This is a genomic window from Pseudomonas sp. SDO524_S393, from assembly GCF_054071875.1.
This window is the reverse complement of record NZ_JBSVVZ010000001.1, coordinates 151,680-175,722: the sequence shown is the minus strand read 5'-3', so window position 1 is coordinate 175,722 and position 24,043 is coordinate 151,680. Positions and strand designations below refer to the sequence as shown.

Genomic DNA, 24,043 nt, shown 5'->3' with positions numbered 1-24,043 from the left:
CGCACGCTGCGGGCGAGGAAGTCACCAAAGATGAGGGGGGAGCCGAGTAGCTTCATGGTTACATCAGTCTCTGACGGCTTAGGCTTGCGTGAGCGCAAGTCTCTATTCTTGTATGCGTAAATCGATTCTACACAGCGTAACCGAGTTTGTCCGTACTCTTATCAAATCCCCATAACCTTGGCCCGTGCAAGCGGTTTGTTGCACAGGCAGATGCCCAGCAGGATGACCACACCGCCCAGCAACATGGGTGGGGTCAGTTGTTCGCCAAGCAGGACGGCGCCACAGATCACCGCTGTCAGCGGGTTCAGCGCAATGAACACTCCGGCGCGGGTGGCGCCAATACGCCGAATGCCTTCGTAGTAGCCGATATAAGCCAGGGCCGACCCCAACACCCCCAGATACACAAGGCTCAGTAGCTGGGGCGCGTGGAGTGCGTTTAACCCGTCGATCGTGAAATGTCCGGTGACCCAGGTGGTGGCACACAGCATTAACGTACCGAGCCACACCGACCAGGCAACGGTCTGCAATGGGCCCAGGCTCTGGTTGAGCCCTCGGGAATACAGCGAATAAATGCCCCAGGCGACTACGCAACCGGCAATCAAAGCGTCGCCCTCCCAATGGTCGGACGCGTCCTGCAACACCTGGGGATTGCGGCTGACGATGACCATCGCCGCACCCGCCAGACACAGAGCGATACCCATGATCTTGCTGCGCCCGAGGCGCTCCTTGAACAACCACCAGGATGCCAGGCCGATCACCGCCGGGTTCAAGGCGACGATCAGGGAGGCCCGTGAGGCATTGATGTTCTGCAAGCCGTAGAAAAAACACAGGTTGTAGAAAAAGATGCCGAAGAATCCCAGTACCGTCAGTTGCGCCAGTTGGCGGCGGCTGGGGAACGCCAACGGAACGCGTGCAACTGCCATGAACAACAGCAAGGCCAGGCTTGCCAGGATAAACCTCAGGCTCGCCGCCAGCAGCGGATCGACAACCCCTGTCAGATAACGCCCAGCGACGAAGGTGCCGCCCCAGATCATGGTGACGACTGCGAGCGTCAGGTAGGTAAAGCGGTCTGAGGTTGAATACATGGAAATGGCGCTCTGCTTGGCGGAAAGATGGGCGTATTCTTCTGTTAATGCCTGATCATCGTAAAATGAGTGATTACTCATGACGCTTACACAGTTGGAAATCTTCTCTCGCGTGGCTGAGCTACAGGGTTTTACCAGCGCGGCCCATCAGCTGGGTATCAGCCAATCCGCGGTATCCCATGCCATCAAGGGCCTGGAACAGGAACTGGGGGTCGAGTTGTTTCGGCGACATCAAGCCCAGGTGGAACTCAGTGATATCGGCCAGCAATTGCTGTTGCGTGCACGCGCCATGCTGGGCCTGGCCGACACCCTGCAACAGGAAGCGGCGGACGCTCGAGGCCTGAAACGGGGCACCTTGCGAGTCGGCTCGTTCGGCCCGACGTCGTCGATCCGATTGCTGCCACCCATCCTCGCGCGGTTTCGACAGGAATATCCGGGCATCGAAGTTCATATCGATGAAGGCCCTGACCGCCAGGTGGTGCAGTGGCTGGATGACCGGCGCATCGATATCGGTTTCGTGGTGTTGGAGCAAGAGCGCTTCGACACCTTTGCTCTGATGACCGATCAGATGGTGGCACTGCTGCCCGTCGAGCACCCGTTGGCCGCACGCCCTGCCCTGCGCCTGGAGGATCTGTGCAACGATCCGTTCATCCTCACCGAGGCGGGCTCTTCGGAGTTGGTTTCGCGCTTGTTCAGCGCCGCGCGTCTCACGCCAAACGTGCGCTATCGTTGCGCCCAGTTGTTGAGCACGCTCGATCTGGTAAGCCGAGGCGACGCACTGACGGTGGTCGCGCAAGCCTCCCTTCCCCGCGTGCGCAACCCCGGGTACGTGCAACGTCCCTTGCTACCGAATGTCCCGCGTACTATTGGCCTGGCTGTGTTGGACAGCCGACAGGCATCCCCAGCCACCCTGGCGTTCATTCGTATGGCGCAAGAGGTGGGTTGTTCGCAGGAGATTGCCGAGTAACGGCCAGGCAAGTGAAGCTTATTCCGGCCGGGCCATCTATCATCGAACTAATCCGCCTCCCGATACCGTTCACCTTCAGCCACAGGCCGCGCCATCCATGCCGCTCACCGTAAAAGGCCCGAGAAACCGCACCACGCGCCACCTGATCACGGCGCTCAGCGGGCTGCTGCCGATCGTGCTGGGGGTGTTTATCCTGCACTGGCAGGCGGAACGCACCCTGCAGAAAAGCACGGCGCAGACGGCGCTGGAGGCCGTGCGTCAATTCGATCTGATGCTCGACAATACCGCCCTCGCCGCCCGGGACTTGCTGCCCCTGGCTGGCCAGCCCTGCGACAATGCCGCGCAACTGGCCCTGCGTGAACAGGTCACACGTCGACCGTTTGTGCGGGCGACCACCCTGTCCTGGCAGAAAAACATCTATTGCACGTCATTGTTCGGCAGCGACTACGCGTCCCCCGTCAACCCGACCGATTACGTCGACGGCCAACTGTGGTTGATGAATGGCAACCCAGTGACACCCAATACCGCCTTGCTGGTTTACCGGCTGGTTGATGGCGACAAGGCAGCCCTTGCCTCAATCGACGGCTACCACCTGACCAACGCGCTGCGCCTGATCAGCCGCTATGCACACCTGGTGCTGCAAGTGGGACCGAATTGGCTGGGCGCGGACGGCAAGGTGCACGATAACCCTGTGCCGGTCTTTCCCGTCGCGCATCATCACCTGACGTCACAACGCTACCACTACAGTGTCGACGCCGGCATGCCCGCCGGGGAAATCTGGCGTTACATGCAAGACCGCTATCCGGCGGTATTCAGTCTGGTCGTGTTTTTTGGCGTGCTGGCAGGCGCCCTGGCCCACTGGCTGCAAAAACGCGCTTCGGCGCCGACCCATGAGTTGCAGCGGGCCCTGGGCGCCAACGAGTTCATCCCGTATTTTCAGCCGGTGGTACGCGGTGACACACAGGCGTGGGCAGGCTGCGAAGTGCTGATGCGCTGGCAGCATCCGAAGGAAGGCCTGGTCCGACCGGACCTCTTCATCCCCCTGGCCGAGCATTCCGGCCTGATCGTGCCCATGACTCAGGCCTTGCTGCGTCAGACCGCCGCGATCCTGGCGCCCCATGCAGAGCGCTTCACGCCGGGGTTCCATATCGGCGTGAACATCACCGCCCGTCACTGCCAGGACCTGGCATTGGTGGACGACTGCCGAGAATTCCTCGCTGCCTTCCCACCTGGGCAGGTCACGCTGGTGCTGGAATTGACCGAACGCGAGCTGATCGAGCCCACCGACATTACTCGCCAGCTGTTCGACGCGCTGCATCAGTTGGGCGTGATGATCGCGATCGATGACTTCGGCACCGGTCATTCCAGCATGGGTTACTTGCGCAACTTCAATGTGGATTACTTGAAGATCGATCAAAGTTTTGTCGCCATGATCGGTGCGGACGCATTATCCCGACATATTCTGGACAGTATCATCGAGCTGTCCGGCAAGCTCGATCTGGGCATCGTGGCCGAAGGCGTGGAAACACCGGAACAACGAGATTATCTGGCTGCCCAGGGCGTGGACTTCCTGCAGGGCTATCTTTTTGGTAAACCACTGGCCGGTGACGCCTTCATTAAATCCCTGGCCAGCCATTGAATAGCCATCTACTGCCAGGATGAAATAATGTATTTCGACTAAAGACATGATTTACTCGTGGCAAATTAACTACTACAATTTTTCATGCCTGTGCAGAACTCGCAGAACTCGCAGAAAGACTGTTTTCTTTGAGTCACCTAAAGCGCTTGGCTTATAGCTTTGTCTGCAGTTGATATCAGCCAACTACACTATTGGAGTACAGATTTTGTCCAGACTCGCCGAATTTCGCGCAGCAGAAAAAGCCCTTCAAGAACAGCTCGCACAGCTGGAAAGCCTGAAGAACGACGCCGGCCTGAAAAAAGAAATCGAATTCGAAGAAAAACTTCAGGCCCTGATGAAGTCCTACGGCAAAGGCCTGCGCGACATCATTTCCATCCTTGATCCAAACCCGGGCAAGGCCGGTTCCGCAGTGGCCGCCGCCCCTAAACAGCGTCGCGCACGCGTGGTCAAGGTTTACCAGAACCCGCACACCGGCGAGCTGATCGAGACCAAAGGCGGCAACCATCGCGGCCTGAAAGCCTGGAAGGAACAGCACGGCGCTGCCACTGTAGATTCCTGGCTGCGCAGTTGATCGCAACGCACTAACAAAGAGCCCCGCACACGCGGGGCTTTTTTGTGCCTAGTTCGAAAGCGAACTTAAATAACCCTTCATGATGTTCAGAATCGATTAGCGGAGCCTATTCAAAGTTTCAGACTGTCACGTACCGAGCTGACTTCAGCCTTGCTGGCCTCATAGGCCTGGGCCTGTCCCGCGTAAGAAAAAACATACGCCTTATCGGTATCCACTGCGCCCACCAATGTTTGCGACAACACGTGCCGCCCGTTTTCGGTAATCACGCAAGTAGTTTCCAACGCCTCAAGCCGACTCAATACCGCAGGATGCATTTTGGTGCACACACTCTGATAACCACTTTGGGCAAAGTCCTTCTGGATGGACTTGCGCATTTCCAGCAACACCCCCTGAAGATTAACCTTGTGTCCGACTTCTATTGGAGTACCGGTCAACTCGATCACCATCAAGGTATTGCCATTTTCATCGTTCTTGATCGCACGCTGGCGAGAAACGGATTGCGCTGTGGCAGGCGCCTGGCCGTCAGGCACCACTTCCTCGACTTGCCAACCACTGGGCCAGTGAATTTCAGGGTCAGCCGCCCATACCAACGAACTGCCCCCTACCAGGCACAGCGCGCTCAATAACGATGTACGAAAATCGATCATTGCGAAAATACCCAAGGTTCAAGCGACAAAGTCTGAGGCCCGATACCCTTTGCTCGCAAGGGCTGCGCGCGCTTTTTAATTTGGCGCATCAGGCAGGCCTGCGTATCATGGTCCGGCTGCAAGGACGCCTGCCGCAAGCCAGGGAACCGCTCATTACACGTCAAGCCGCGCGCGCCGCGTTTGCCCGATTTTTTCCGGAGGGCCCATGAGCCTGCACGAACTGAACACTTTCCCGGGCGTCACCGCCCAACCTGACACCGCTACCACGAACTTCGTGTTCAACCACACCATGTTGCGGGTCAAAGACATCACCAAGTCGCTGGATTTCTACACCCGCGTCCTGGGATTCTCGCTGGTTGAAAAACGCGACTTCCCCGAAGCCGAATTCAGCCTGTACTTCCTGGCCCTGGTGGACAAATCCCAGATCCCGGCAGACGCCGCCGCACGTACCCAATGGATGAAGTCGATCCCAGGCATCCTGGAACTGACCCATAACCACGGCACCGAAAACGATCCGGACTTCGCTTACCACAACGGCAACACCGATCCGCGCGGGTTTGGCCATATCTGCATTTCCGTGCCCGACATCGTTGCCGCATGCGAACGTTTCGAAGCCCTCGGCTGCGACTTCCAGAAGCGCCTGAGCGATGGCCGCATGAAAAGCCTGGCCTTCATCAAGGACCCGGATGCGTACTGGGTTGAAATCATCCAGCCAGCACCGCTCTGAGTTAACGACCGCTCAGACAGGCAGCAAAAAGCCCCATGATCACTCATGGGGCTTTTTCATTTCCGCAGGCTGGATTTACGCCGGGGCGGAAGTGCGGATCAAATGATCGAAAGCACTCAGGGAGGCTTTGGCACCCTCACCCACCGCAATCACGATTTGCTTGTACGGAACCGTCGTCACGTCACCGGCAGCGAACACACCTGGCAGTGAGGTTTCGCCACGGGCGTCGACGATGATTTCACCGCGCGGTGTCAGCTCTACGGTACCTTTGAGCCAGTCAGTGTTGGGCAACAGGCCGATCTGTACAAAGATACCTTCCAAGTCGATGGTCTTGAACTCACCGCTGTCGCGATCCTTGTACGCCAGACCGGTGACTTTCTGCCCATCGCCTTTCACTTCGCTGGTCAGCGCGCTGGTGATCACGTCGACATTCGGCAGGCTGTAGAGCTTGCGTTGCAACACAGCGTCGGCGCGCAGCTTGCTGTCGAACTCCAGCAGGGTCACATGACTCACGATACCAGCCAAGTCAATGGCCGCTTCAACGCCGGAGTTACCGCCGCCGATCACCGCCACGCGCTTGCCCTTGAACAGCGGACCATCGCAGTGCGGGCAGAAGCACACGCCCTTGGCCTTGTATTCCTGCTCGCCAGGCACACCCATTTCGCGCCAGCGGGCACCGGTGGCCAGGATCACAGTCTTGGACTTGAGCGTGGCACCGCTTTCAAAACGGATCTCGTGCAGGTCGCCGGCATTTTTCGCCGGGATCAGGCTGCTGGCACGTTGCAGGTTCATGATGTCCACGTCGTATTGACGCACGTGGGCTTCGAGCGCGCTGGCCAGTTTCGGCCCTTCGGTTTCCTGCACCGAGATGAAGTTCTCGATGGACATAGTGTCCAGCACCTGACCGCCGAAGCGTTCGGCAGCCACACCGGTACGGATACCTTTACGGGCAGCGTAGATGGCAGCCGAAGAGCCCGCTGGACCACCGCCGACGACGAGCACGTCAAAGGCGTCCTTGGCGCTGATCTTCTCGGCGGCTTTCTCGATGCCGCTGGTGTCGAGTTTGGCGAGAATTTCTTCCAGGCCCATGCGGCCCTGGCCGAAGTTCACACCGTTGAGGTAGACGCTCGGTACCGCCATGATCTGGCGCTCATCGACTTCTGCCTGGAACAGCGCACCGTCGATGGCGACGTGGCGGATGTTCGGATTGAGCACGGCCATCAGGTTCAGCGCCTGGACCACGTCCGGGCAGTTCTGGCAGGACAGCGAGAAGTACGTCTCGAAGCTGAACTCGCCTTTGAGGGCACGGATCTGTTCAATGACTTCGACACTGGCCTTCGACGGGTGGCCACCGACTTGCAGCAGGGCCAGCACCAGCGAAGTGAATTCATGGCCCATGGGGATGCCGGCGAAACGCAGGCTGATATCGGCACCCGGGCGGTTGATGGAGAACGAAGGCTTGCGCGCATCATTGCCATCGGTGTTCAGGGTGATCAGCGTGGTGAGGCTGACGACATCCTGCAAAAGGGCAAGCATTTCCTGGGATTTCGCGCCGTCGTCGAGGGAGGCGACGATCTCGATCGGCTGGGTGACCCGTTCCAGGTATGACTTCAACTGAGCTTTAAGATTGGCGTCCAACATACGGGCGATTCCTATTGATTCCGGGCATAAAAAAACGCCCGAGCGAATATCGCCCGGGCGTTTTGAGGGCGGATGCAGCTTACTTAGGTGCGGATTTCCGCCCTTGGTACTTCACAGACTTAGATCTTGCCGACCAGGTCCAGGGACGGAGCCAGGGTGGCCTCGCCTTCTTTCCACTTGGCTGGGCAAACTTCGCCCGGGTGAGCGGCGACGTATTGAGCGGCCTTGATTTTGCGCAGCAGCTCAGTGGCGTCACGACCAACACCGCCGTCGTTCAGCTCAACGATCTTGATCTGGCCTTCAGGGTTGATCACGAAGGTGCCACGGTCTGCCAGGCCAGCTTCTTCGATCAGCACGTCGAAGTTGCGGGAGATGGTCAGCGTTGGGTCGCCGATCATGGTGTACTGGATTTTGCCGATGGCTGGCGAAGTGTTGTGCCAGGCAGCGTGGGCGAAGTGGGTGTCGGTGGACACGCTGTAGATTTCTACGCCCAGTTTCTTGAACTCGTCGTAGTTGTCAGCCAGGTCTTCCAGTTCGGTCGGGCATACGAAGGTGAAGTCGGCTGGGTAGAAGAACACTACGGACCATTTGCCTTTCAGGTCAGCGTCAGACACATCTACGAAGTTGCCGTTTTTGTACGCGGTCGCTTTGAACGGTTTTACTTGGCTGTTGATGATAGGCATCGTTGAATCTCCGTCAGGTTGTGTAGAAGGGTTAAGAAGTTGATGGAGTGAATCCTACCCGCTCTCCTCGCTGATGGCTCATTGGCAAACCTGATGCTGACGATTGGGTTTCTCTATCAGGTGACTGTATTAATAGAAGAAATCTCAAAGCAGCGGCGGGTTCGCCAGTGTCATCCCGAGAAAGGGCGTCGCTTCAACATAGCGCATGGCGGATTTCATGTCGTTCCAGCCGACGTAACTCATCAGCGATTTCAAATCCCACCCACTACGATGGGCCCAGGTGGCGAAGCCACGACGCAATGAATGGCTGGTGTATTGCTCGGCTGCGATACCCGCACGCTCGAGGGCTTGGCGCAGCAGCGGAATCACGCTGTTGGGATGCAAGCCCTCCTCACCCAAGTTGCCCCAACGGTCGATGCTGCGAAACACCGGGCCGCGCACCAGGGCCGACGCACTCAACCATTCGCAGTAAGCCCGCACCGGACACAGACGCAACAGCGCCGGGGTGTGATAGGTCTTGCCGAGGTTGTCGCGGTCGCCTTTGCTGCGCGGCAGGTACAGGCTGATACCCGCACCAGGTGTGGCTTGTACGTGCTCAACCGCCAACCGACACAGTTCATCACTGCGAAAACCACGCCAGAACCCCAGCAGGATCAGTGCAGTGTCACGCTTGGCCCGCAACAATCGCGCAGGGTCGTGGACGGCGTCTTTTGCTTCGCACTCAAGAAACGCAACCACCTGCTCCAGCTGTGAGAGCTGCAGCGGCTCGGCTTGCTTTTCCTGCACAGGGTGCACGGCACGAATCCCCTTGAGCACCTTGCGCACTACCGGAGCCTTGGTCGGATCAGGAAAACCCTGGCTTGTATGCCATTGCGCCAATGCCGAGAGCCGCAATTTCAGCGTATTGACCGCCAGCACCCCGGCATGCGCCACCAGGTAGCGCGCCACGCTGTCGCTGGTCGCCGGCAGGAAACCGCCCCAGCTGACCTCGAAGTGCTCGATAGCCGCACGGTAACTGCGCCGCGTGTTATCCCGGGTGGCGGCGTTGAGGTAACGGTCGAGATCGCTCATGGAGGGGGCCTTTCGTACTGGCGGTGGACATCTAGGCGGTTGGACTGCGTATAACACGGGATAATACGCCAATATCCCATCTGTTAAATGAGCAATTTCATCGTGATTTTATTCATGATAAATTACGTATATACATACTACGTAACACAGTACCAAATCGACGGAGGCTCCATGGCTCGCGGTGGCATCAATAAAGCAGTCGTTCAAACAGCACGCCTGGCGATTCTCGCCCGCGGCGAAAACCCCAGTATCGACGCGGTACGTATCGAACTGGGTAACACCGGCTCGAAAACCACCATTCATCGCTATCTGAAGGAACTGGATGAGAGCGAGACCCGCCTGACCATCACTGAAGCGCCGCTTGACGACGAACTTGGCGAACTAGTGGCGAGGCTTGCCCAACGCTTGAAAGAAAAGGCCCAAGAGCCCATTGACCTGGCCCTGGCTCAATTCGAACAACAGAAAACCGCCCTGCTCGCCCAAGTAGAAGCACTCGAAGAAACACGCACCCAACTCCAGCAGCAGTTTGATATCCAGGCCGCCGCCCTGGCCGAAGAAAGCGCCAACCTGCAAACCACCCGCACCAGCCTGCAAACCGAGCAAACCCGCAACGCAGGCCTGAGCCAGGCGTGCAGCGATTACGAGCTACGCCTCAACGACAAGGACGAGCAGATTCGCTCGCTGGAAGAAAAACACGTGCACGCCAGGGATGCGTTGGAGCATTACCGCAACGCAATCAAGGAGCAGCGCGAACAAGAGCAACGCCGTCACGAAGGTCAGTTACAGCAGGTGCAGGCAGAATTGCGCCAGGCTCAGCAGAGCGCCATGGTGCGTCAGGACGAAATCACTCAATTGCACCGCGACAACGAGCGACTACTGATCGAACACCGAGTGACGGTGAAGGAATTGACCGCTGCGCAAGAACGAGCGCGCAAGGATCAAGCCGCGCAGGTCAAGCTGAACGAACAAGTGACGCAGATCGAAGGTGAGCGCACCCTGCTCCAGGAGCGCCTGCGCGTAGCCCTGCTGGAAAGCCAGTCGCGCCATGACGCACTGGCCGAACACCAGCGCATCAACAAGGCATTGGAACTCGACCTGGCCAAGACCCAGGCCAGTCTTGAAGCATTGCGCCTGGCAACCGTCGTTGCGACGGCGCCGGACGCAACGCCCAGCGAGTGATCAGCCCGCGACAGGCGTGCGCATAGTGACGAACTCTTCCGCCGCCGTCGGGTGCACGCCGATGGTTTCATCGAAATGCTGTTTGGTTGCGCCCGCCTTGAGCGCAATCGCCAAACCCTGAACGATCTCGCCGGCATCCGGCCCCACCATGTGGCAGCCGATCACTTTGTCGGTATCGGCATCCACCACCAGCTTCATCAGGGTCTTTTCCTGGCACTCGGTCAGGGTCAGTTTCATCGGGCGGAAGCGACTTTCGAAGACCTGCACCTTGTGGCCATTCTTTTTCGCTTCTTCCTCCGTCAGGCCCACTGTGCCGATGTTCGGTTGACTGAACACAGCCGTTGGAATATTCGCGTAATCCACCGGACGATACTGCTCCGGCTTGAACAGGCGGCGCGACACTGCCATGCCTTCAGCCAGCGCCACCGGCGTGAGCTGCACGCGACCGATCACATCGCCAATGGCCAGGATGGACGGCTCGGCGGTCTGGTACTGCTCATCCACTTCGACAAAGCCACGCTTGTCCAGTTTGACGCCAGTATTTTCCAACCCCAGGTTGTCCAGCATCGGGCGGCGGCCCGTCGCGTAGAACACGCAGTCGGCTTCCAATACGCGACCATCTTTCAGAGTGGCCTTGAGGCTGCCGTCGGCCTGCTTGTCGATACGCTCGATATCGGCATTGAATTGCAGGTCCAGACCGCGCTTGGTCAACTCTTCCTTCAGATGGGTGCGCACTGAACCATCGAAGCCACGCAGGAACAGATCGCCGCGATACAGCAACGAGGTTTGCGCGCCCAGCCCGTGGAAAATGCCAGCGAACTCCACGGCAATGTAACCGCCGCCCACCACCAGCACACGCTTTGGCAGCGCTTTGAGGAAGAACGCCTCGTTGGAGCCAATGGCGTGTTCCCGCCCCGGGATTTCCGGGATCTGCGGCCAGCCGCCGGTGGCGATCAGAATGTGCTTGGCGGTAAAGCGCTCACCATTGATTTCCACCTGATGCGGATCTATCAGGCGTGCATGCCCTTCATGCAGGGTCACGCCGCTGTTGACCAACAAGTTACGGTAGATGCCATTGAGGCGGTTGATTTCGCGATCTTTGTTGGCGATCAGGGTCGCCCAATCGAAATTCGCCTCGTCCAGCGACCAGCCAAAACCACTGGCTTGCTCGAACTCTTCGGAAAAGTGCGCGCCATACACCAGCAGCTTTTTCGGCACGCACCCCACATTGACACACGTCCCACCCAGGTAACGGCTTTCCGCCACCGCCACCTTGGCACCAAAACCTGCGGCAAAACGCGCCGCGCGAACACCGCCAGAACCGGCGCCAATTACATACAGGTCAAAATCGTAGGCCATTTCACTCTCCTCGGCAGGACATCAGCATACCGACTTACATGGGGCTGAAAAGCAAAAAAGCCACCCGAAGGTGGCTTTTTTAAGCGAGAAAGGCGACCGTGAATCAGTAGGCCTTGCCCGTCTTGTAGAAGTGCTCGTAGCAGAAATTGGTGGCTTCGATATAGCCTTCAGCGCCACCGCAGTCAAAACGCTGGCCCTTGAACTTGTAGGCAATCACGCAACCGTCTTTGGCTTGCTTCAACAGGGCGTCGGTGATCTGGATTTCGCCGCCCTTGCCTGGCTCGGTTTCTTCGATCAGCTTGAAGATGTCCGGAGTCAGGATGTAGCGACCGATGATCGCCAGGTTCGACGGAGCGTCTTCCGGTGCGGGCTTTTCAACCATGTCACGGACGCGGATCAGGCCATCGCCAATGTCGTCGCCGGCAATAACGCCGTACTTATTGGTTTCGCTTGGGTTCACTTCCATCACTGCAACGATGGTGCAACGGTACTTTTGATACAGCTTGACCATCTGGGTCAGTACGCCATCGCCTTCCAGGTTCACACACAGGTCATCCGCCAGTACCACAGCGAACGGCTCGTCACCGATCAGCGGGCGACCGGTCAGGATCGCGTGGCCGAGGCCTTTCATCTGGGTCTGGCGAGTGTAGGAGAACGAGCATTCGTCGAGCAGCTTGCGGATGCCGACCAGGTATTTTTCCTTGTCGGTGCCCTTGATCTGGTTTTCCAGCTCGTAGCTGATGTCGAAATGGTCTTCCAGGGCGCGTTTACCGCGGCCGGTCACGATGGAGATTTCGTTCAGGCCGGCGTCCAGCGCCTCTTCGACGCCGTACTGAATCAGTGGCTTGTTCACCACCGGCAGCATCTCTTTGGGCATGGCCTTGGTCGCTGGCAAGAAGCGAGTGCCGTAACCGGCTGCTGGGAACAAGCATTTCTTGATCATATAAGTCCTTACAAAGGGCTGTGCGTACGGAATTCGGCGCAGTCTAATCAGGCCGCAGTCACCTTACAATGGGTCCTGCTGGCGTTGCGATGTCAACATAGAGAAAAAATGTCAGCGTAAGTTCCGCCAATCCTACGAAGAGCCTCACCAACGGCTGGCCAGAACGCATGTTTACCCTGATTTTCTCAAGGAACAAGCCCCTTTTTAGCAGGCTTTCCGGGCATTGACACGGCTCTGCAACAACTTGCACGAGCGAAAGCCGATTGGCGCTATCATGGCAGGCTTGAACCACACCACGGGATTGATAGATGTCAGAAGCAAAAGGCGTAAACGGTTACTTGATCACCAAGCGGGCAGACGGCTGGCACCTGATCAACTTCCACGGAGACAGCGTTGCGGGCACCTTTGCCACCGAACGCGAAGCCATTATGGTCGCCGAGGTGTTCGTGGATGAAGCGGGACACGCCTCGAGCAAGAAACCCAAGGGCAAGTAAGCCTGGCGTTTTGCATGGAAAAGCCCCGATACCGGGGCTTTTTTGCGTTTGCCATATACCGATATGGCAATTCGCTATAGTCTTTGGCAGACGCCCCGTGACAGGGTCTGCGCCCCTTCCAACACCTTCGATGACGACCCCATGAACAAGATCCTGGCACTGACTGCGGCACTGGCGCTGGCCGGCTGCACCACCACTTCCGATGTTTACCTGAAAAACGGCGAACAGGGCCTGACCATCGACTGTTCCGGCGAGGCCAACTCCTGGGCCAGTTGCTACGAAAAGGCCGACGCCTCCTGCGCGGGCACCGGCTATCGCATCGTGGGCACCGAAGGCACTCCATCCTTGAATGAAAGTGACAAGACCCTGGGCAAAGACGTGGGTAACTACAAGAGCCGCAGCGTGGTCGTGGTCTGCAAATAGGCTCGCCGCCAGTCAGGGTTCATGACCGAGGCACGTGACGGACTCAGCCGGAAATGCACTCTTCACCGGCCTTTTTAACGTCACCGGGGCGGATGGGCAGATTGGCCATGCTCTCGTAGAGCTTGATGCTGCTGCCGCTGGAGCGCTCTTCAATCACGAAAATAGCCGATGGATCGGCTGAAAATTTCTGCGGCACAATCACCCGAACACCATCCTTATGCGGTTCGATCTGCGGCGCACGGCGTGTAGCCGAGAGTTTCTGCACCACGCACGCGGCATATTCCTGAGGTTTCTTTCCGGAAATGACCGACAACGTTGGCGGGGTCTGCTTGATATCTGCAACCGAAGCACATCCACCCAACGCCAAGGCCAGAACCAACACACGCCACTTCATATAAAACCTCCGATAAAGACCCTACGACCGCGGGGATGGTAATTTTCTCCCGCCCAAGTAGGATTTATCCCTGATAACAGGGTAAATAACTGTTTTAAATTGTCGATGTCGTCGACAAGCGCCCGATAATTAACGCGCAGGGGCTGATAAACTCCATCTTAACCTACGTATCATTCTGATTTTTCAGAAAAAGCCCTTCTGGAGACACCCATGAAATTCATCCATCAGCGCGAGCACCTTAACGAGGGAGACATTGTCGTCATTGAATGCTCGCAGACTTGTAATATCCGTCTGATGAGCGATGCGAATTTTCGCAGCTTCAAGAACGGTGGCCGCCACACCTATCACGGCGGCGCTTTTGACAAGTTCCCCGCCAAGATCACCGCTCCCAGCACCGGCTTCTGGAACATCACGCTGGACGTGGTCACCCGCCGGGCCATCAGCGTCACCCGCAAGCCTGCCCTGGCCCACAAGATTCGTATCGTGCGTCGCACCACCTCCAAGCTGAGCTGAACCGACTAACGCACACCTACAGGAACACGTCGTGACTCCCACAACCAAATACGTCATCAAGTACAAACTCAACGGTGAACGCCGTTTTGAATTCGCCCAGTTGCAGAGCAACAGCGTGGAGGAAGCCAGGCAAGCGCTGGCAAAAATTCACGATGCCAGCGATGAAATCACCGATATCAATGTGAGCAAGGCGCTCTAATCCCATGCCCGGGCCCACTGCCGACCTGTTCGCCGATGACGCCCTGCAACAACCCGCCGGGCGCGAGCCAATAGGCGAGCAGTCCAGCGTGCTCAGGGGCTACGCCCTGCCCTGGATCGAACGTTTGCTCCCGGCATTGCGCCAGGTCCTGGCGCAATCACCCTTCCGTCAGATGACCACACCGGGTGGCCACCGCATGTCAGCCGCCTTGAGCAGTTGCGGTGCGCTGGGCTGGACCACTGACGCTTCCGGCTACCGCTACACTCCGACGGACCCGCGCAGCGGACACCCCTGGCCCGCCCTGCCCGATACCCTGCGCCAATTGGCGGTGCTGGCTGCCACAGAAGCGGGATTTATCGGCTTTGCGCCCGATGCCTGTCTGATCAACCGCTATGTGCCGGGGGCGAAGATGTCCTTGCATCAGGACCGGAATGAGCGCGACTACAGCGCGCCGGTGGTCTCGGTGTCGCTGGGGCTGCCGGCGGTGTTCCTGTTTGGCGGTCATGCGCGCGGCGACAAGACACAGAAGATCTCGCTGTTCCACGGCGATGTGGTGGTCTGGGGCGGCGTCGATCGCCTGCGCTTCCATGGGGTGATGCCCGTCAAGGACGGCGTGCATGCCGTCATGGGCCCGCAACGCATCAACCTGACCTTTCGCACGGCGGGATAATTTGACCGCAAGCTTCGGAGTGTCCCCAGCGCCCTGCGCGGCTAATCTGCCCATGACCCGTCCAGAGTGCAGGCCATGAACACTGAACAAGATCCTCGCTGGGCCGCCATCCTGGCCCGCGACCCAAACGCCGATACGTTGTTTGTGTACGGCGTGAAAACCACCGGGGTGTATTGCCACGCCAGCAGCAGCGCACGCCGGCCACGCCCTGAAAACGTCGAATTCTTCGACACCCCCGAACAGGCCGAAGCTGCCGGTTATCGCCCGAACAAACGTGCGTCCGGCAACCGTTCCCAGCTGGCAGCTCACCATGCACAGTTGGTGGCCAGCGCCTGTCGTCGGATCGAACACGCCGAGACAGCCCCCAGTCTTGAGAGGCTCGCGTCCGAGGCAGGCTTGAGCGCCTTCCACTTTCACAGGATCTTCAGATCGGTCACCGGGCTGACCCCCAAGGGTTACGCCCGTGCCCATCGCTCGCGCAAAGTGCGTGATGGCTTGAAAGGCAAGCAGTCCGTCACGCAAGCGCTGTACGACGCCGGTTTCAATTCCAACAGCCGCTTCTACGAGTCAGCCGACCAGGTGCTGGGCATGAAGCCCGGCGACTACAAGGCCGGCGGCGCGAATCGGGACATCTGGTTTGCGGTCGGTGAATGTTCATTGGGGGCGATTCTGGTGGCGCAGAGTCATCGCGGCGTCTGCGCAATCCTGCTCGGGGATGATCCAGAAACGCTGGTGCATGACCTGCAGGACCAATTTCCCAATGCCAACCTGTTGGGCGCCGATCCCGACTTCGAACAGTTGGTCGCCCAGGTCGTCGGTTTTATCGAAGCCCCGGCGCTAGGTTTGAACCTGCCACTGGATATGCGTGGCACGGCATTTCAGGAGCGGGTATGGCAAGCATTGCGTGATATCCCGGTGGGCAGCACCGCCAGCTACGCACAGATCGCCGAGCGTATCGGCGCGCCGAAGTCTTTCCGTGCCGTAGCCCAGGCATGCGGGGCCAACAGCCTGGCGGTGGCGATCCCCTGCCATCGAGTGGTGCGCAGCAACGGTGACCTCTCAGGCTACCGCTGGGGGGTGGAGCGCAAGCGTCAGTTGCTGGCGCGGGAAAACGACCTTTAAAGCTGCTTGCGCCGACGAAACTCGGCGACCTTATGGCGGTTGCCGCACAGCGCCATACTGCACCAGCGCCGCTTGTGGCCTTTGGTGCGGTCGTAGAACCACAGCACGCACTCGGGGTGCTCGCAGGTACGGATCAGGTTGAAGTCGCCGGCAACCAGCAGGCTCGCCGCTGCTTCAGCGATCGGCGACAGAAATTGCTCGGGGGTTTGTTGCTTGCGCTGGCGATCCAGACGCAGTTCACCGGGCGCAGGCCAGGCCAGTTGCGGATGGCTGACGGCCTTGCGCAGGAACGTGTTGAGCGCCGCAGGATCACCCTGCTCGCCAGCCTTGCGCTGCTCCAGCAAGGTGCGGATCACTTCCCGCAACCCTTTGGCAACGGCCAGCAAAGCCCCGGTCTCGAACGCCGGCACCGCGCCCTCCTCGGCCCAGCCCAGACGTACCAGCCAACGCTCCACATCCGCGTCGCTCTGCCAGAACTCGAAAGGCGCACCCTCGACATTCGCTCGGGTGTTGAGCATATCGAGTACCGGATCGTCGGCAAGTACGTAGGGTTCCAAGGTTGGGGTCATGGCGGTTCGTTCCCGTGAAAACGCCGCCATGGTAACCCCTTTAAAGCAACTTGAACAGTTACCTGTTTCAGCGATTCACATCTACCACCACCCTCCCGCGCAATTGACCGGCCAGCAACGCGGGCGCCGCCTCCAATGCTTCGCTCAAGCTGATTTCCTGCGTGATCAGTTGCAACAAGGATAAATCCAGGTCCTTGCCCAGGCGCTCCCAAGCCAGGATCCGCTGGGCCTTGGGCTGGGTCACGCTGTTGATGCCGGCCAGGGTCACGCCGCGCAGGATGAACGGCGCCACCGACGCCGGAAAGTCCATGCCCTGGGCCAACCCGCAGGCCGCCACGGTGCCATTGGCCTTGGTGGCCGAGCAGGCGTTGGCCAGGGTGTGGCTGCCAACCGAGTCGATCACCGCGGCCCAGCGCTCTTTCGCCAAGGGCTTGCCCGGGGCCGACAACGTGGTGCGGTCGATGATTTCACTCGCGCCCAGTTGCTCCAGGTACGCATGCTCGGAGGTGCGCCCGGTGGACGCCACGACGCGGTAGCCCAGGCGCGCCAGCAAGGCGATCGCAAAACTGCCGACGCCACCGTTGGCGCCGGTGACCAGTATTTCGCCCTGCTCAGGCGTCACGCCATTTTTTTCCAGCGCCAGGATGCAGAGCATCGCCGTATACCCGGCGGTGCCAATGGCCATCGCCTGGGCCGCAGTGAATGCCTTGGGCAGGGGGATCAGCCAGTTACCGTCCAGTCGCGCCTTCTGTGCCAGGCCGCCCCAGTGGCTTTCGCCGACGCCCCAACCATTGAGTACCACCTGATCGCCGGCGGTGTAGTCCGGGTGCGAACTGTGTTCGACAGTACCCGCCAGGTCGATGCCCGGCACCATGGGAAATGCACGCACCACCGGGCTGGATCCGGTAATCGCCAGGCCATCCTTGAAGTTCAGCGTGCTGTAGGCCACTCGCACCGTGACATCACCGTCAGGCAATTGGTCGTCGCTGATGGACTGCACCCTGGCCCTATAACCGTCCTGATCCTTCTCAATCAAAATGCCGTTGAACATGACGAACTCCTCGTTGGGGTGCTGAAACAAAACGCAGATATCCCCGTTTGCGCAATGTTTTTTTCTGTCGTTCGACTAAAGCCGCAGGCATCAAGTAACCCTATAAATTAATTTGACAGGTTACATTTTTCAGGGCAGTCTCGCCTCGACAAGTAACCCATCAAATCAATTTAACAAGTTACAAGAGGTGTTCGAGATGTCGGATCAAACCACCACCGTTCGTTACCAGCATGTGGATGCCGATGGCGTACGCGTGTTTTATCGGGAAGCCGGCGATCCAACCGCGCCGCTCATCTTGCTGCTGCACGGTTTTCCCAGCTCATCCCATATGTACCGGAATCTGATCCCGTTGCTGGCCACGCGCTTCCGGGTGATTGCGCCAGACTTGCCGGGCTTCGGCTTCAGCGAAGTGCCCGCGGAACGCAACTATCACTACAGTTTCGATAACCTGGCGGTCACCATTGGCCATTTTGTCGATGCCTTGCAACTCAGCCGCTATGCCTTGTACGTCTTCGATTACGGCGCACCGGTGGGCCTGCGTCTGGCAGTGGCGCACCCGGAACGGGTCAGTGCGCTGGTTTCGCAGAACGGCAACGCTTATCTGGAAGGTCTGGGCGATGCCTGGGCACCCATTCGCACCTATTGGGCCGATCCAAGCCAGGCTAACCGCGAGGTGATCCGCAACGCCGTGATCAGCCTGGAAGGCACGCGCTATCAGTACTTGCACGGGGTCGACCAACCGGAAAAGGTGGCCCCCGAGTCCTACATGCTCGATGTGCTGTTGATGCAGCGACCCGGCAATGACGAGATCCAGCTGGACCTGTTCCTCGACTACCGCAACAACCTGACGCTCTACCCGGCCTTCCAGGCGTTCTTCAAGGCTAGCCAGGTACCGGCGCTGATCATCTGGGGCCAGAACGATCCGTTTTTCATTCCGCCCGGGGCTCATGCCTACAAAAACGACAACGCCAATGCCGTCGTGGAACTGCTGGATACCGGCCACTTTGCGCTGGAAACCCACGCCGCCCACATCGCCCAGCGTATTCATGAGGTATTGGGACAGGCCATCGACTGATGACCACTCACGAAATGCGCCTGTCGTCCAGTGAATAAAACAGACTGGCCGGGTGCCTGTGGCACTGTTACAACAGCGAAAAGCCTGACTAACGCTGGAGAAACATCCCATGAGCACCTGGCCAGACACCCGCATTCTCGACCTGCTGGGCATTGACGTGCCCATCATCCAGGCCCCCATGGCGGTCGGCACCACCACCGCCATGGTCATTGCCGCCAGCAGCGCTGGCGCCCTCGGTTCGCTGCCGACAGCCGCGCTGAGCCTGGAGCAACTGCGTGAAGCCCTGACCGCCATCCGCCAGGCCAGCTCACGCCCGGTCAACGTCAACTTCTTCTGTCATCAACCACCGGCGGCGGACGAAGACCGTGATCGACGCTGGAAAGCACTGCTGGAACCCTATTACCGTGAGCTGGGCGCCGACTTTGATGCGCCCACACCCGTTTCCAACCGGGCGCCGTTCAACGACGCCGCCTGCCAAGTGATCGAAGCGTTTCGCCCCGAGGTGGTCAGTTTCCATTTCGGCCTGCCGGAACAGTCGTTGCTGGACCGGGTGAAAGCCACCGGTGCCAAGGTGCTGTCCTCGGCCACCACCGTGGAAGAAGCGATTTGGCTGGAGCAGAAAGGCTGCGATGCGATCATCGCCATGGGCAGCGAAGCGGGCGGGCACCGCGGGATGTTTCTCAGTGACGACCTCAACACCCAGATCGGCCTGTTCGCCCTGCTGCCGCAGGTCGTCGACGCGGTCAATGTGCCGGTGATTGCCGCCGGTGGCATTGGTGATGCGCGCGGCATCGTGGCGGCATTCGCCCTGGGGGCCTCGGCGGTTCAGATTGGCACCGCGTATCTGTTTACGCCTGAGGCCAACGTCACCCCATCCCACCACCATGCGCTGCGTCATGCTCAGGCCAGTGAAACCGCGCTGACCAACCTGTTCACCGGGCGCCCGGCGCGGGGCATCGTCAACCGTGTGATGCGCGAATTGGGGGCGATCAACCCCGCCGCGCCGGCGTTTCCCACCGCCGGTGGCGCCTTGATGCCGCTCAAGGCCAAGGATGAAGCCGGTTTCAGCAACCTGTGGTCCGGCCAGGCGCTGCGCCTGGGCAAAGACACCACAACTTATGAACTGACACGCCAACTGGCCGAGCAAGCACTGGCCAGGCTCAAGTAGAACCCGCATCGCCAGCAACTTAGCACTGTACCGGCAATGGCCAACCGCTATATATTCCCATACATAGCGGTTGAGCCTTCTCTCTATAACAAGCCATACACCCCTAAGGAGCTGCTTCATGATGATTCGCACCTCACGCCTGGCACCGACCGCCCTGGCCTCCCTGATTGCCGTATTCGCCCTGAGTTCCGCCCAGGCCGATGAAGTGCAGGTAGCCGTGGCTGCCAACTTCACCGCGCCGATTCAGGCCATCGCCGCCGACTTCGAAAAGGACACCGGCCACAAACTGGTCGCAGCCTACGGCGCCACTGGCCAGTTCTACACCCAGATCAAGAACGGCGCGCCGTTTGAAGTTTTCCTGAGCGCCGACGACACCACCCCGCTCAAACTTGAAACCGAAGGCGATACCGTCAAGGGTTCGCGCTTCACCTACGCCGTGGGCACCCTGGCGCTGTGGTCGGCCAAAGAAGGCTACGTGGACGCCAAAGGCGAGGTCCTGAAGAAAAACGAGTTCAAACACCTGTCCATCGCCAACCCCAAAGCCGCACCCTACGGTCTGGCCGCCACCCAGGTACTGGCCAAGGAAGGCTTGACCGACCAGGTCAAGGACAAGCTCGTCGAAGGCCAGAACATCACCCAGGCCTATCAGTTCGTGTCCACCGGCAACGCCGAGCTGGGCTTCGTGGCCTTGTCGCAGATCTACAAAGACGGCAAAGTCAGCAGCGGTTCCGCGTGGATCGTCCCGGCCGCCCTGCATGATCCGATCAAACAGGACGCGGTGATCCTCAACAAAGGCAAAGACAGCGCCGCAGCCAAGGCACTGGTTGACTACCTCAAAGGGCCGAAAGCCGCCGCTGTTATCAAGTCCTACGGTTACGAGCTCTAAATGCCGCTATCGAGTGCCGATTTTTCCGCTATCTGGTTGACCCTCAAACTGGCGTCGTTAACCACCGTCATCTTGCTGGTCATCGGCACTCCGATTGCCCTGTGGCTGTCGCGCACCCGCTCCTGGTGGCGCGGCCCCATCGGTGCCGTCGTCGCCTTGCCGTTGGTGCTGCCGCCGACGGTCATCGGCTTTTACCTGCTGTTGACCATGGGGCCCAATGGCTATTTCGGCCAATTCACCCAATGGCTGGGCCTGGGCACCCTCACCTTCAGCTTCGCCGGGCTGGTGATCGGCTCGGTGATCTATTCCATGCCCTTTGTGGTGCAGCCGTTGCAAAACGCCTTCTCCGCAATCGGTACACGCCCCTTGGAAGTGGCCGCCACCTTGCGTGCCAATCCCTGGGACACGTTCTTCACCGTGGTCCTGCCCCTGGCCCGTCCGGGCTTCGTCACCGCGGCCATCCTGGGGTTTGCCCACACCGTCGGCGAATTCGGCGTGGTGCTGATGATCGGCGGCAACATCCCGGACAAGACCCGCGTCGTCTCGGTGCAGATCTACGACCATGTCGAAGCCATGGAGTATGCCCAGGCCCATTGGCTGGCGGGGTCCATGGTGGTGTTCGCATTCCTCGTGTTGCTGGCGCTCTACTCCAGCCGTAAAACCAAGATGGGCTGGAGCTGACTGCAATGATCGATGTACGCCTGCAACTGAGCTATTCCGGTTTTGCCCTGAACGTGGACCTGCACCTGCCCGGCCGCGGCGTGACGGCGTTGTACGGGCATTCCGGCTCAGGCAAGACCACCTGCCTGCGCTGCATCGCCGGCCTGGAGCGCGCCGGGAACGGAGTCGTCCAGATCAACGACGAGGTGTGGCAAGACAGCCGCAGCGGACGATTCGTGCCCCCGCACAAGCGCGCGCTGGGTTACGTGTTCCAGGAGGCCAGCCTGTTTCCACACTTGTCGGTGCGCGCCAACCTGGAGTTCGGCCTCAAGCGTATCGCTCCTGCCCTGCGCCGCGTGGACATGGCCCACGCCACCGAACTGCTGGGCATCGCTCACTTGCTCGAACGCCATCCGCAACATTTGTCCGGCGGTGAGCGTCAACGCATCGGCATCGCCCGCGCCTTGCTGACCAGTCCACGCCTGTTGCTGATGGACGAGCCTTTGGCCGCCCTCGACAGCCAGCGCAAAGGCGAAATCCTGCCTTATCTGGAACGCCTGCATGACGAGTTGGATATTCCGGTGCTCTACGTGAGCCATGCCCAGGATGAAGTGGCGCGCCTGGCCGATCACATCGTGCTGCTCAGCGACGGCAAGGCCCTGGCCAGCGGCCCCATCGGCGAGACGTTGGCGCGACTCGACCTGCCCATGGCACTGGGGGACGATGCAGGCGTAGTGATCAATGGCACGGTCAGTGCCTACGATGCGCATTACCAGCTACTCACCCTGCAACTGCCCGCCAGCGCGCTGCAGATGCGCGTGGCCCATGCACCCCTGGCCATCGGCAAGTCGTTGCGGTTCAAGGTGCAGGCACGGGACGTCAGCCTCAGCCGCCAGGCCGAAGAACACAGCAGCATCCTCAATCGCCTGCCGGTCACCGTGGTGCAGGAACTGACCGCCGAAAACAACGCCCACGTACTGGTGCGCCTCGACGCCGGCGGCACGCCCCTGCTTGCCCGCATCACGCGTTTTTCCCGCGATCAGTTGCAACTCCAGCCCGGCCAGACACTGTGGGCACAAATCAAGGCGGTGGCGGTGTTGGCGTAAACCTTTTGGCACGACCGCACGCCCGTGCGGTCAATCAGACATACCGGCCTGATGAGCTGCCAAGGAACCCGCACCATGTCCGACTCTGCGCTGCCCGCCGACCTGCATTACGTTGACGACACCCAACCGGGCATCCGCCGCAAAACCGTGCGCGGGGCTTTTCAGTACATCGATACCCAGGGCACGCGCATCACTGATGCGGCTGAAATCGAGCGCTTGAATGCCCTGGCGGTGCCACCCGCCTACACCGATGTGTGGATCTGCGCCGACCCACGTGGCCATCTGCAGGCTACCGGGCGCGACGCGCGCGGGCGCAAGCAGTATCGCTACCATGCGCGCTGGCGCGAGGTACGCGACTCCGACAAATACGCACGCCTGCAAGCCTTCGGCAAGGCACTGCCCGCCTTGCGCAAGCAACTCGAAGCCCAGGTCGCATTGCCTGGCTTTACCCGGGAAAAAGTGCTGGCTACGGTGGTCCTGCTGCTGGATGCCACACTGATCCGCGTCGGCAACCCGCAGTACGCGCGGGACAACAAGTCCTACGGGCTGACGACACTGCGCAGTCGTCACGTGGGCATCAAGGGGAGTGAGATCAAGTTCCAGTTTCGCGGCAAGAGCGGCGTAGAGCACCAGGTCAGCGTCAAGGACCGGCGCCTGGCCACGGTGGTCAGACGCTGTCTCGAACTCCCCGGGCAGAATCTGTTCCAGTACCTGGATGAGCACGGCGAACGGCACACCGTCAGTTCCCATGACGTCAACGCCTACTTGCACAGCCTTACCGGCGCAGACTTCACCGCCAAAGACTATCGCACCTGGGCCGGCACGGCCTTGGCCCTTGCCGTGCTGCGCGAATTGGAATGGCAGCCTGAGTCCGACGCCAAGCGGCATGTGGTGGCTACGGTCAAAAGCGTGGCCAAGCAACTGGGCAATACACCGGCGGTGTGCCGCAAATGCTACATCCATCCCGCCGTGCTGGAGCATTTCAGCCTGGGGCAATTGTCCCGGCTACCCAAGCCACGGGTACGCAAGGGGCTCAAGGCCGAAGAAGTGGCACTGGCGATGTTCCTTGAACAGCTGGCCGAGGGCTTGCCGAAGAAAGCCAAGGCGCGTTAGGCTCTGTCTCCCTTCTGCTCTCCTGGGATGACCGCTGACGTGAACAACTAAGCCTTCCAACATGTCTCTGCAACGGGCCGCCTGGCGC

Annotated in this window: 27 protein-coding genes; 17 read left to right on the top strand and 10 right to left on the bottom strand. The window is 59.6% G+C overall.

Translation table 11 applies throughout. The annotated features are described in order from the left end of the window. Positions 1-161: 161 nt before the first annotated feature. Positions 162-1,085, bottom strand: a complete 924-nt coding sequence (locus tag ACW9IB_RS00850) for a DMT family transporter (protein ID WP_457411840.1) — start codon at positions 1,083-1,085, stop codon at positions 162-164. A gap of 79 nt (positions 1,086-1,164) precedes the next feature. Between ACW9IB_RS00850 and ACW9IB_RS00845 the strand changes: the two genes are divergently transcribed. The 3 genes from ACW9IB_RS00845 (at position 1,165) to ACW9IB_RS00835 (ending at position 4,262) form a co-directional block, all read left to right on the top strand. Continuing rightward, the gene (locus ACW9IB_RS00845) at positions 1,165-2,052 is read left to right on the top strand and encodes a LysR family transcriptional regulator (protein ID WP_457411838.1); all 888 of its coding nucleotides are present in this window, start codon (positions 1,165-1,167) and stop codon (positions 2,050-2,052) included. Positions 2,053-2,149: 97 nt separating this feature from the next. Further along, positions 2,150-3,691, top strand: coding sequence for an EAL domain-containing protein (locus tag ACW9IB_RS00840; RefSeq protein WP_457411836.1), 1,542 nt, complete (start codon positions 2,150-2,152; stop codon positions 3,689-3,691). Between the two features lie 205 nt (positions 3,692-3,896). After that, on the top strand, positions 3,897-4,262 hold the full coding sequence (locus ACW9IB_RS00835) for a histone-like nucleoid-structuring protein, MvaT/MvaU family (protein WP_457364422.1): 366 nt from the start codon (positions 3,897-3,899) through the stop codon (positions 4,260-4,262). Between the two features lie 110 nt (positions 4,263-4,372). On the opposite strand, the gene ACW9IB_RS00830 is transcribed toward ACW9IB_RS00835, so the two are convergent. After that, positions 4,373-4,909, bottom strand: a complete 537-nt coding sequence (locus ACW9IB_RS00830) for a DUF4946 domain-containing protein (protein ID WP_457411835.1) — start codon at positions 4,907-4,909, stop codon at positions 4,373-4,375. Between the two features lie 205 nt (positions 4,910-5,114). Between ACW9IB_RS00830 and gloA the strand changes: the two genes are divergently transcribed. Then, positions 5,115-5,636: a lactoylglutathione lyase gene (gene gloA / locus ACW9IB_RS00825; protein WP_457411834.1), complete on the top strand. Its 522-nt coding sequence runs from the start codon at positions 5,115-5,117 to the stop codon at positions 5,634-5,636. Between the two features lie 75 nt (positions 5,637-5,711). Here the strand turns inward: gloA and ahpF are convergent, their stop codons facing one another. The 3 genes from ahpF to ACW9IB_RS00810 all read right to left on the bottom strand — a co-directional run bounded on the left by ahpF (position 5,712) and on the right by ACW9IB_RS00810 (position 9,031). After that, positions 5,712-7,277, bottom strand: coding sequence for an alkyl hydroperoxide reductase subunit F (gene ahpF, locus ACW9IB_RS00820; protein ID WP_457411832.1), 1,566 nt, complete (start codon positions 7,275-7,277; stop codon positions 5,712-5,714). A gap of 119 nt (positions 7,278-7,396) precedes the next feature. Further along, entirely contained in the window at positions 7,397-7,960 is a 564-nt protein-coding gene (gene ahpC, locus ACW9IB_RS00815; protein WP_457364419.1) for an alkyl hydroperoxide reductase subunit C, read from the bottom strand. A gap of 144 nt (positions 7,961-8,104) precedes the next feature. Then, positions 8,105-9,031, bottom strand: a complete 927-nt coding sequence (locus ACW9IB_RS00810; RefSeq protein WP_457411830.1) for a site-specific integrase — start codon at positions 9,029-9,031, stop codon at positions 8,105-8,107. Between the two features lie 171 nt (positions 9,032-9,202). Between ACW9IB_RS00810 and ACW9IB_RS00805 the strand changes: the two genes are divergently transcribed. After that, positions 9,203-10,210, top strand: a complete 1,008-nt coding sequence (locus ACW9IB_RS00805) for a DNA-binding protein (RefSeq protein ID WP_457411829.1) — start codon at positions 9,203-9,205, stop codon at positions 10,208-10,210. Here the strand turns inward: ACW9IB_RS00805 and gorA are convergent, their stop codons facing one another. Both gorA and galU read right to left on the bottom strand, forming a co-directional pair. Next, positions 10,211-11,569 carry a glutathione-disulfide reductase gene (gorA, locus tag ACW9IB_RS00800; protein ID WP_457411828.1) on the bottom strand — a complete coding sequence of 453 codons (1,359 nt, stop codon included), beginning with the start codon at positions 11,567-11,569 and terminating at the stop codon, positions 10,211-10,213. A 103-nt stretch (positions 11,570-11,672) separates the two neighbouring features. Next, positions 11,673-12,512 (bottom strand): UTP--glucose-1-phosphate uridylyltransferase GalU, encoded by an 840-nt coding sequence (gene galU / locus ACW9IB_RS00795; RefSeq protein ID WP_457364415.1) that lies wholly within the window; start codon positions 12,510-12,512, stop codon positions 11,673-11,675. 308 nt (positions 12,513-12,820) lie between these two features. Here galU and ACW9IB_RS00790 point away from each other — a divergent pair, with 308 nt between their 5' ends. Together ACW9IB_RS00790 and ACW9IB_RS00785 are read left to right on the top strand one after the other, a co-directional pair. Then, positions 12,821-13,006 carry a hypothetical protein gene (locus ACW9IB_RS00790; RefSeq protein WP_457364414.1) on the top strand — a complete coding sequence of 62 codons (186 nt, stop codon included), beginning with the start codon at positions 12,821-12,823 and terminating at the stop codon, positions 13,004-13,006. Positions 13,007-13,147: 141 nt separating this feature from the next. Then, positions 13,148-13,429, top strand: a complete 282-nt coding sequence (locus tag ACW9IB_RS00785) for a hypothetical protein (RefSeq protein WP_457364413.1) — start codon at positions 13,148-13,150, stop codon at positions 13,427-13,429. Between the two features lie 43 nt (positions 13,430-13,472). On the opposite strand, the gene ACW9IB_RS00780 is transcribed toward ACW9IB_RS00785, so the two are convergent. After that, the gene (locus ACW9IB_RS00780; RefSeq protein ID WP_457364412.1) at positions 13,473-13,823 is read right to left on the bottom strand and encodes a hypothetical protein; all 351 of its coding nucleotides are present in this window, start codon (positions 13,821-13,823) and stop codon (positions 13,473-13,475) included. A 210-nt stretch (positions 13,824-14,033) separates the two neighbouring features. Between ACW9IB_RS00780 and ACW9IB_RS00775 the strand changes: the two genes are divergently transcribed. From ACW9IB_RS00775 to ada, 4 genes are all read left to right on the top strand, one after another. Further along, entirely contained in the window at positions 14,034-14,336 is a 303-nt protein-coding gene (locus tag ACW9IB_RS00775; protein WP_457364411.1) for a DUF1883 domain-containing protein, read from the top strand. A 31-nt stretch (positions 14,337-14,367) separates the two neighbouring features. Then, on the top strand, positions 14,368-14,535 hold the full coding sequence (locus tag ACW9IB_RS00770) for a hypothetical protein (protein WP_457364410.1): 168 nt from the start codon (positions 14,368-14,370) through the stop codon (positions 14,533-14,535). 4 nt (positions 14,536-14,539) lie between these two features. Further along, complete coding sequence (gene alkB, locus ACW9IB_RS00765; RefSeq protein ID WP_457364409.1) at positions 14,540-15,205, top strand: DNA oxidative demethylase AlkB; 666 nt, start codon at positions 14,540-14,542, stop codon at positions 15,203-15,205. Positions 15,206-15,280: 75 nt separating this feature from the next. Continuing rightward, on the top strand, positions 15,281-16,327 hold the full coding sequence (gene ada / locus ACW9IB_RS00760; RefSeq protein WP_457411827.1) for a bifunctional DNA-binding transcriptional regulator/O6-methylguanine-DNA methyltransferase Ada: 1,047 nt from the start codon (positions 15,281-15,283) through the stop codon (positions 16,325-16,327). Here the strand turns inward: ada and ACW9IB_RS00755 are convergent. Beyond that, positions 16,324-16,896 (bottom strand): CGNR zinc finger domain-containing protein, encoded by a 573-nt coding sequence (locus ACW9IB_RS00755; protein WP_457411825.1) that lies wholly within the window; start codon positions 16,894-16,896, stop codon positions 16,324-16,326. The two genes, ada and ACW9IB_RS00755, sit on opposite strands and share 4 nt — an antisense overlap. A gap of 67 nt (positions 16,897-16,963) precedes the next feature. Then, positions 16,964-17,947, bottom strand: coding sequence for an acrylyl-CoA reductase (NADPH) (acuI, locus tag ACW9IB_RS00750; protein WP_457411823.1), 984 nt, complete (start codon positions 17,945-17,947; stop codon positions 16,964-16,966). Between the two features lie 196 nt (positions 17,948-18,143). Between acuI and ACW9IB_RS00745 the strand changes: the two genes are divergently transcribed. From ACW9IB_RS00745 to ACW9IB_RS00720, 6 genes are all read left to right on the top strand, one after another. Beyond that, positions 18,144-19,022: an alpha/beta fold hydrolase gene (locus ACW9IB_RS00745; protein WP_457411822.1), complete on the top strand. Its 879-nt coding sequence runs from the start codon at positions 18,144-18,146 to the stop codon at positions 19,020-19,022. A gap of 109 nt (positions 19,023-19,131) precedes the next feature. Beyond that, the gene (locus tag ACW9IB_RS00740; RefSeq protein ID WP_457411821.1) at positions 19,132-20,190 is read left to right on the top strand and encodes an NAD(P)H-dependent flavin oxidoreductase; all 1,059 of its coding nucleotides are present in this window, start codon (positions 19,132-19,134) and stop codon (positions 20,188-20,190) included. A 118-nt stretch (positions 20,191-20,308) separates the two neighbouring features. Next, positions 20,309-21,076 carry a molybdate ABC transporter substrate-binding protein gene (modA, locus tag ACW9IB_RS00735; RefSeq protein WP_457411820.1) on the top strand — a complete coding sequence of 256 codons (768 nt, stop codon included), beginning with the start codon at positions 20,309-20,311 and terminating at the stop codon, positions 21,074-21,076. Further along, positions 21,077-21,757 carry a molybdate ABC transporter permease subunit gene (gene modB / locus ACW9IB_RS00730; RefSeq protein ID WP_457411818.1) on the top strand — a complete coding sequence of 227 codons (681 nt, stop codon included), beginning with the start codon at positions 21,077-21,079 and terminating at the stop codon, positions 21,755-21,757. A gap of 5 nt (positions 21,758-21,762) precedes the next feature. After that, positions 21,763-22,842, top strand: a complete 1,080-nt coding sequence (gene modC, locus ACW9IB_RS00725; RefSeq protein WP_457411817.1) for a molybdenum ABC transporter ATP-binding protein — start codon at positions 21,763-21,765, stop codon at positions 22,840-22,842. A gap of 75 nt (positions 22,843-22,917) precedes the next feature. Further along, entirely contained in the window at positions 22,918-23,955 is a 1,038-nt protein-coding gene (locus tag ACW9IB_RS00720) for a DNA topoisomerase IB (protein ID WP_457411815.1), read from the top strand. Positions 23,956-24,043 lie beyond the last annotated feature (88 nt).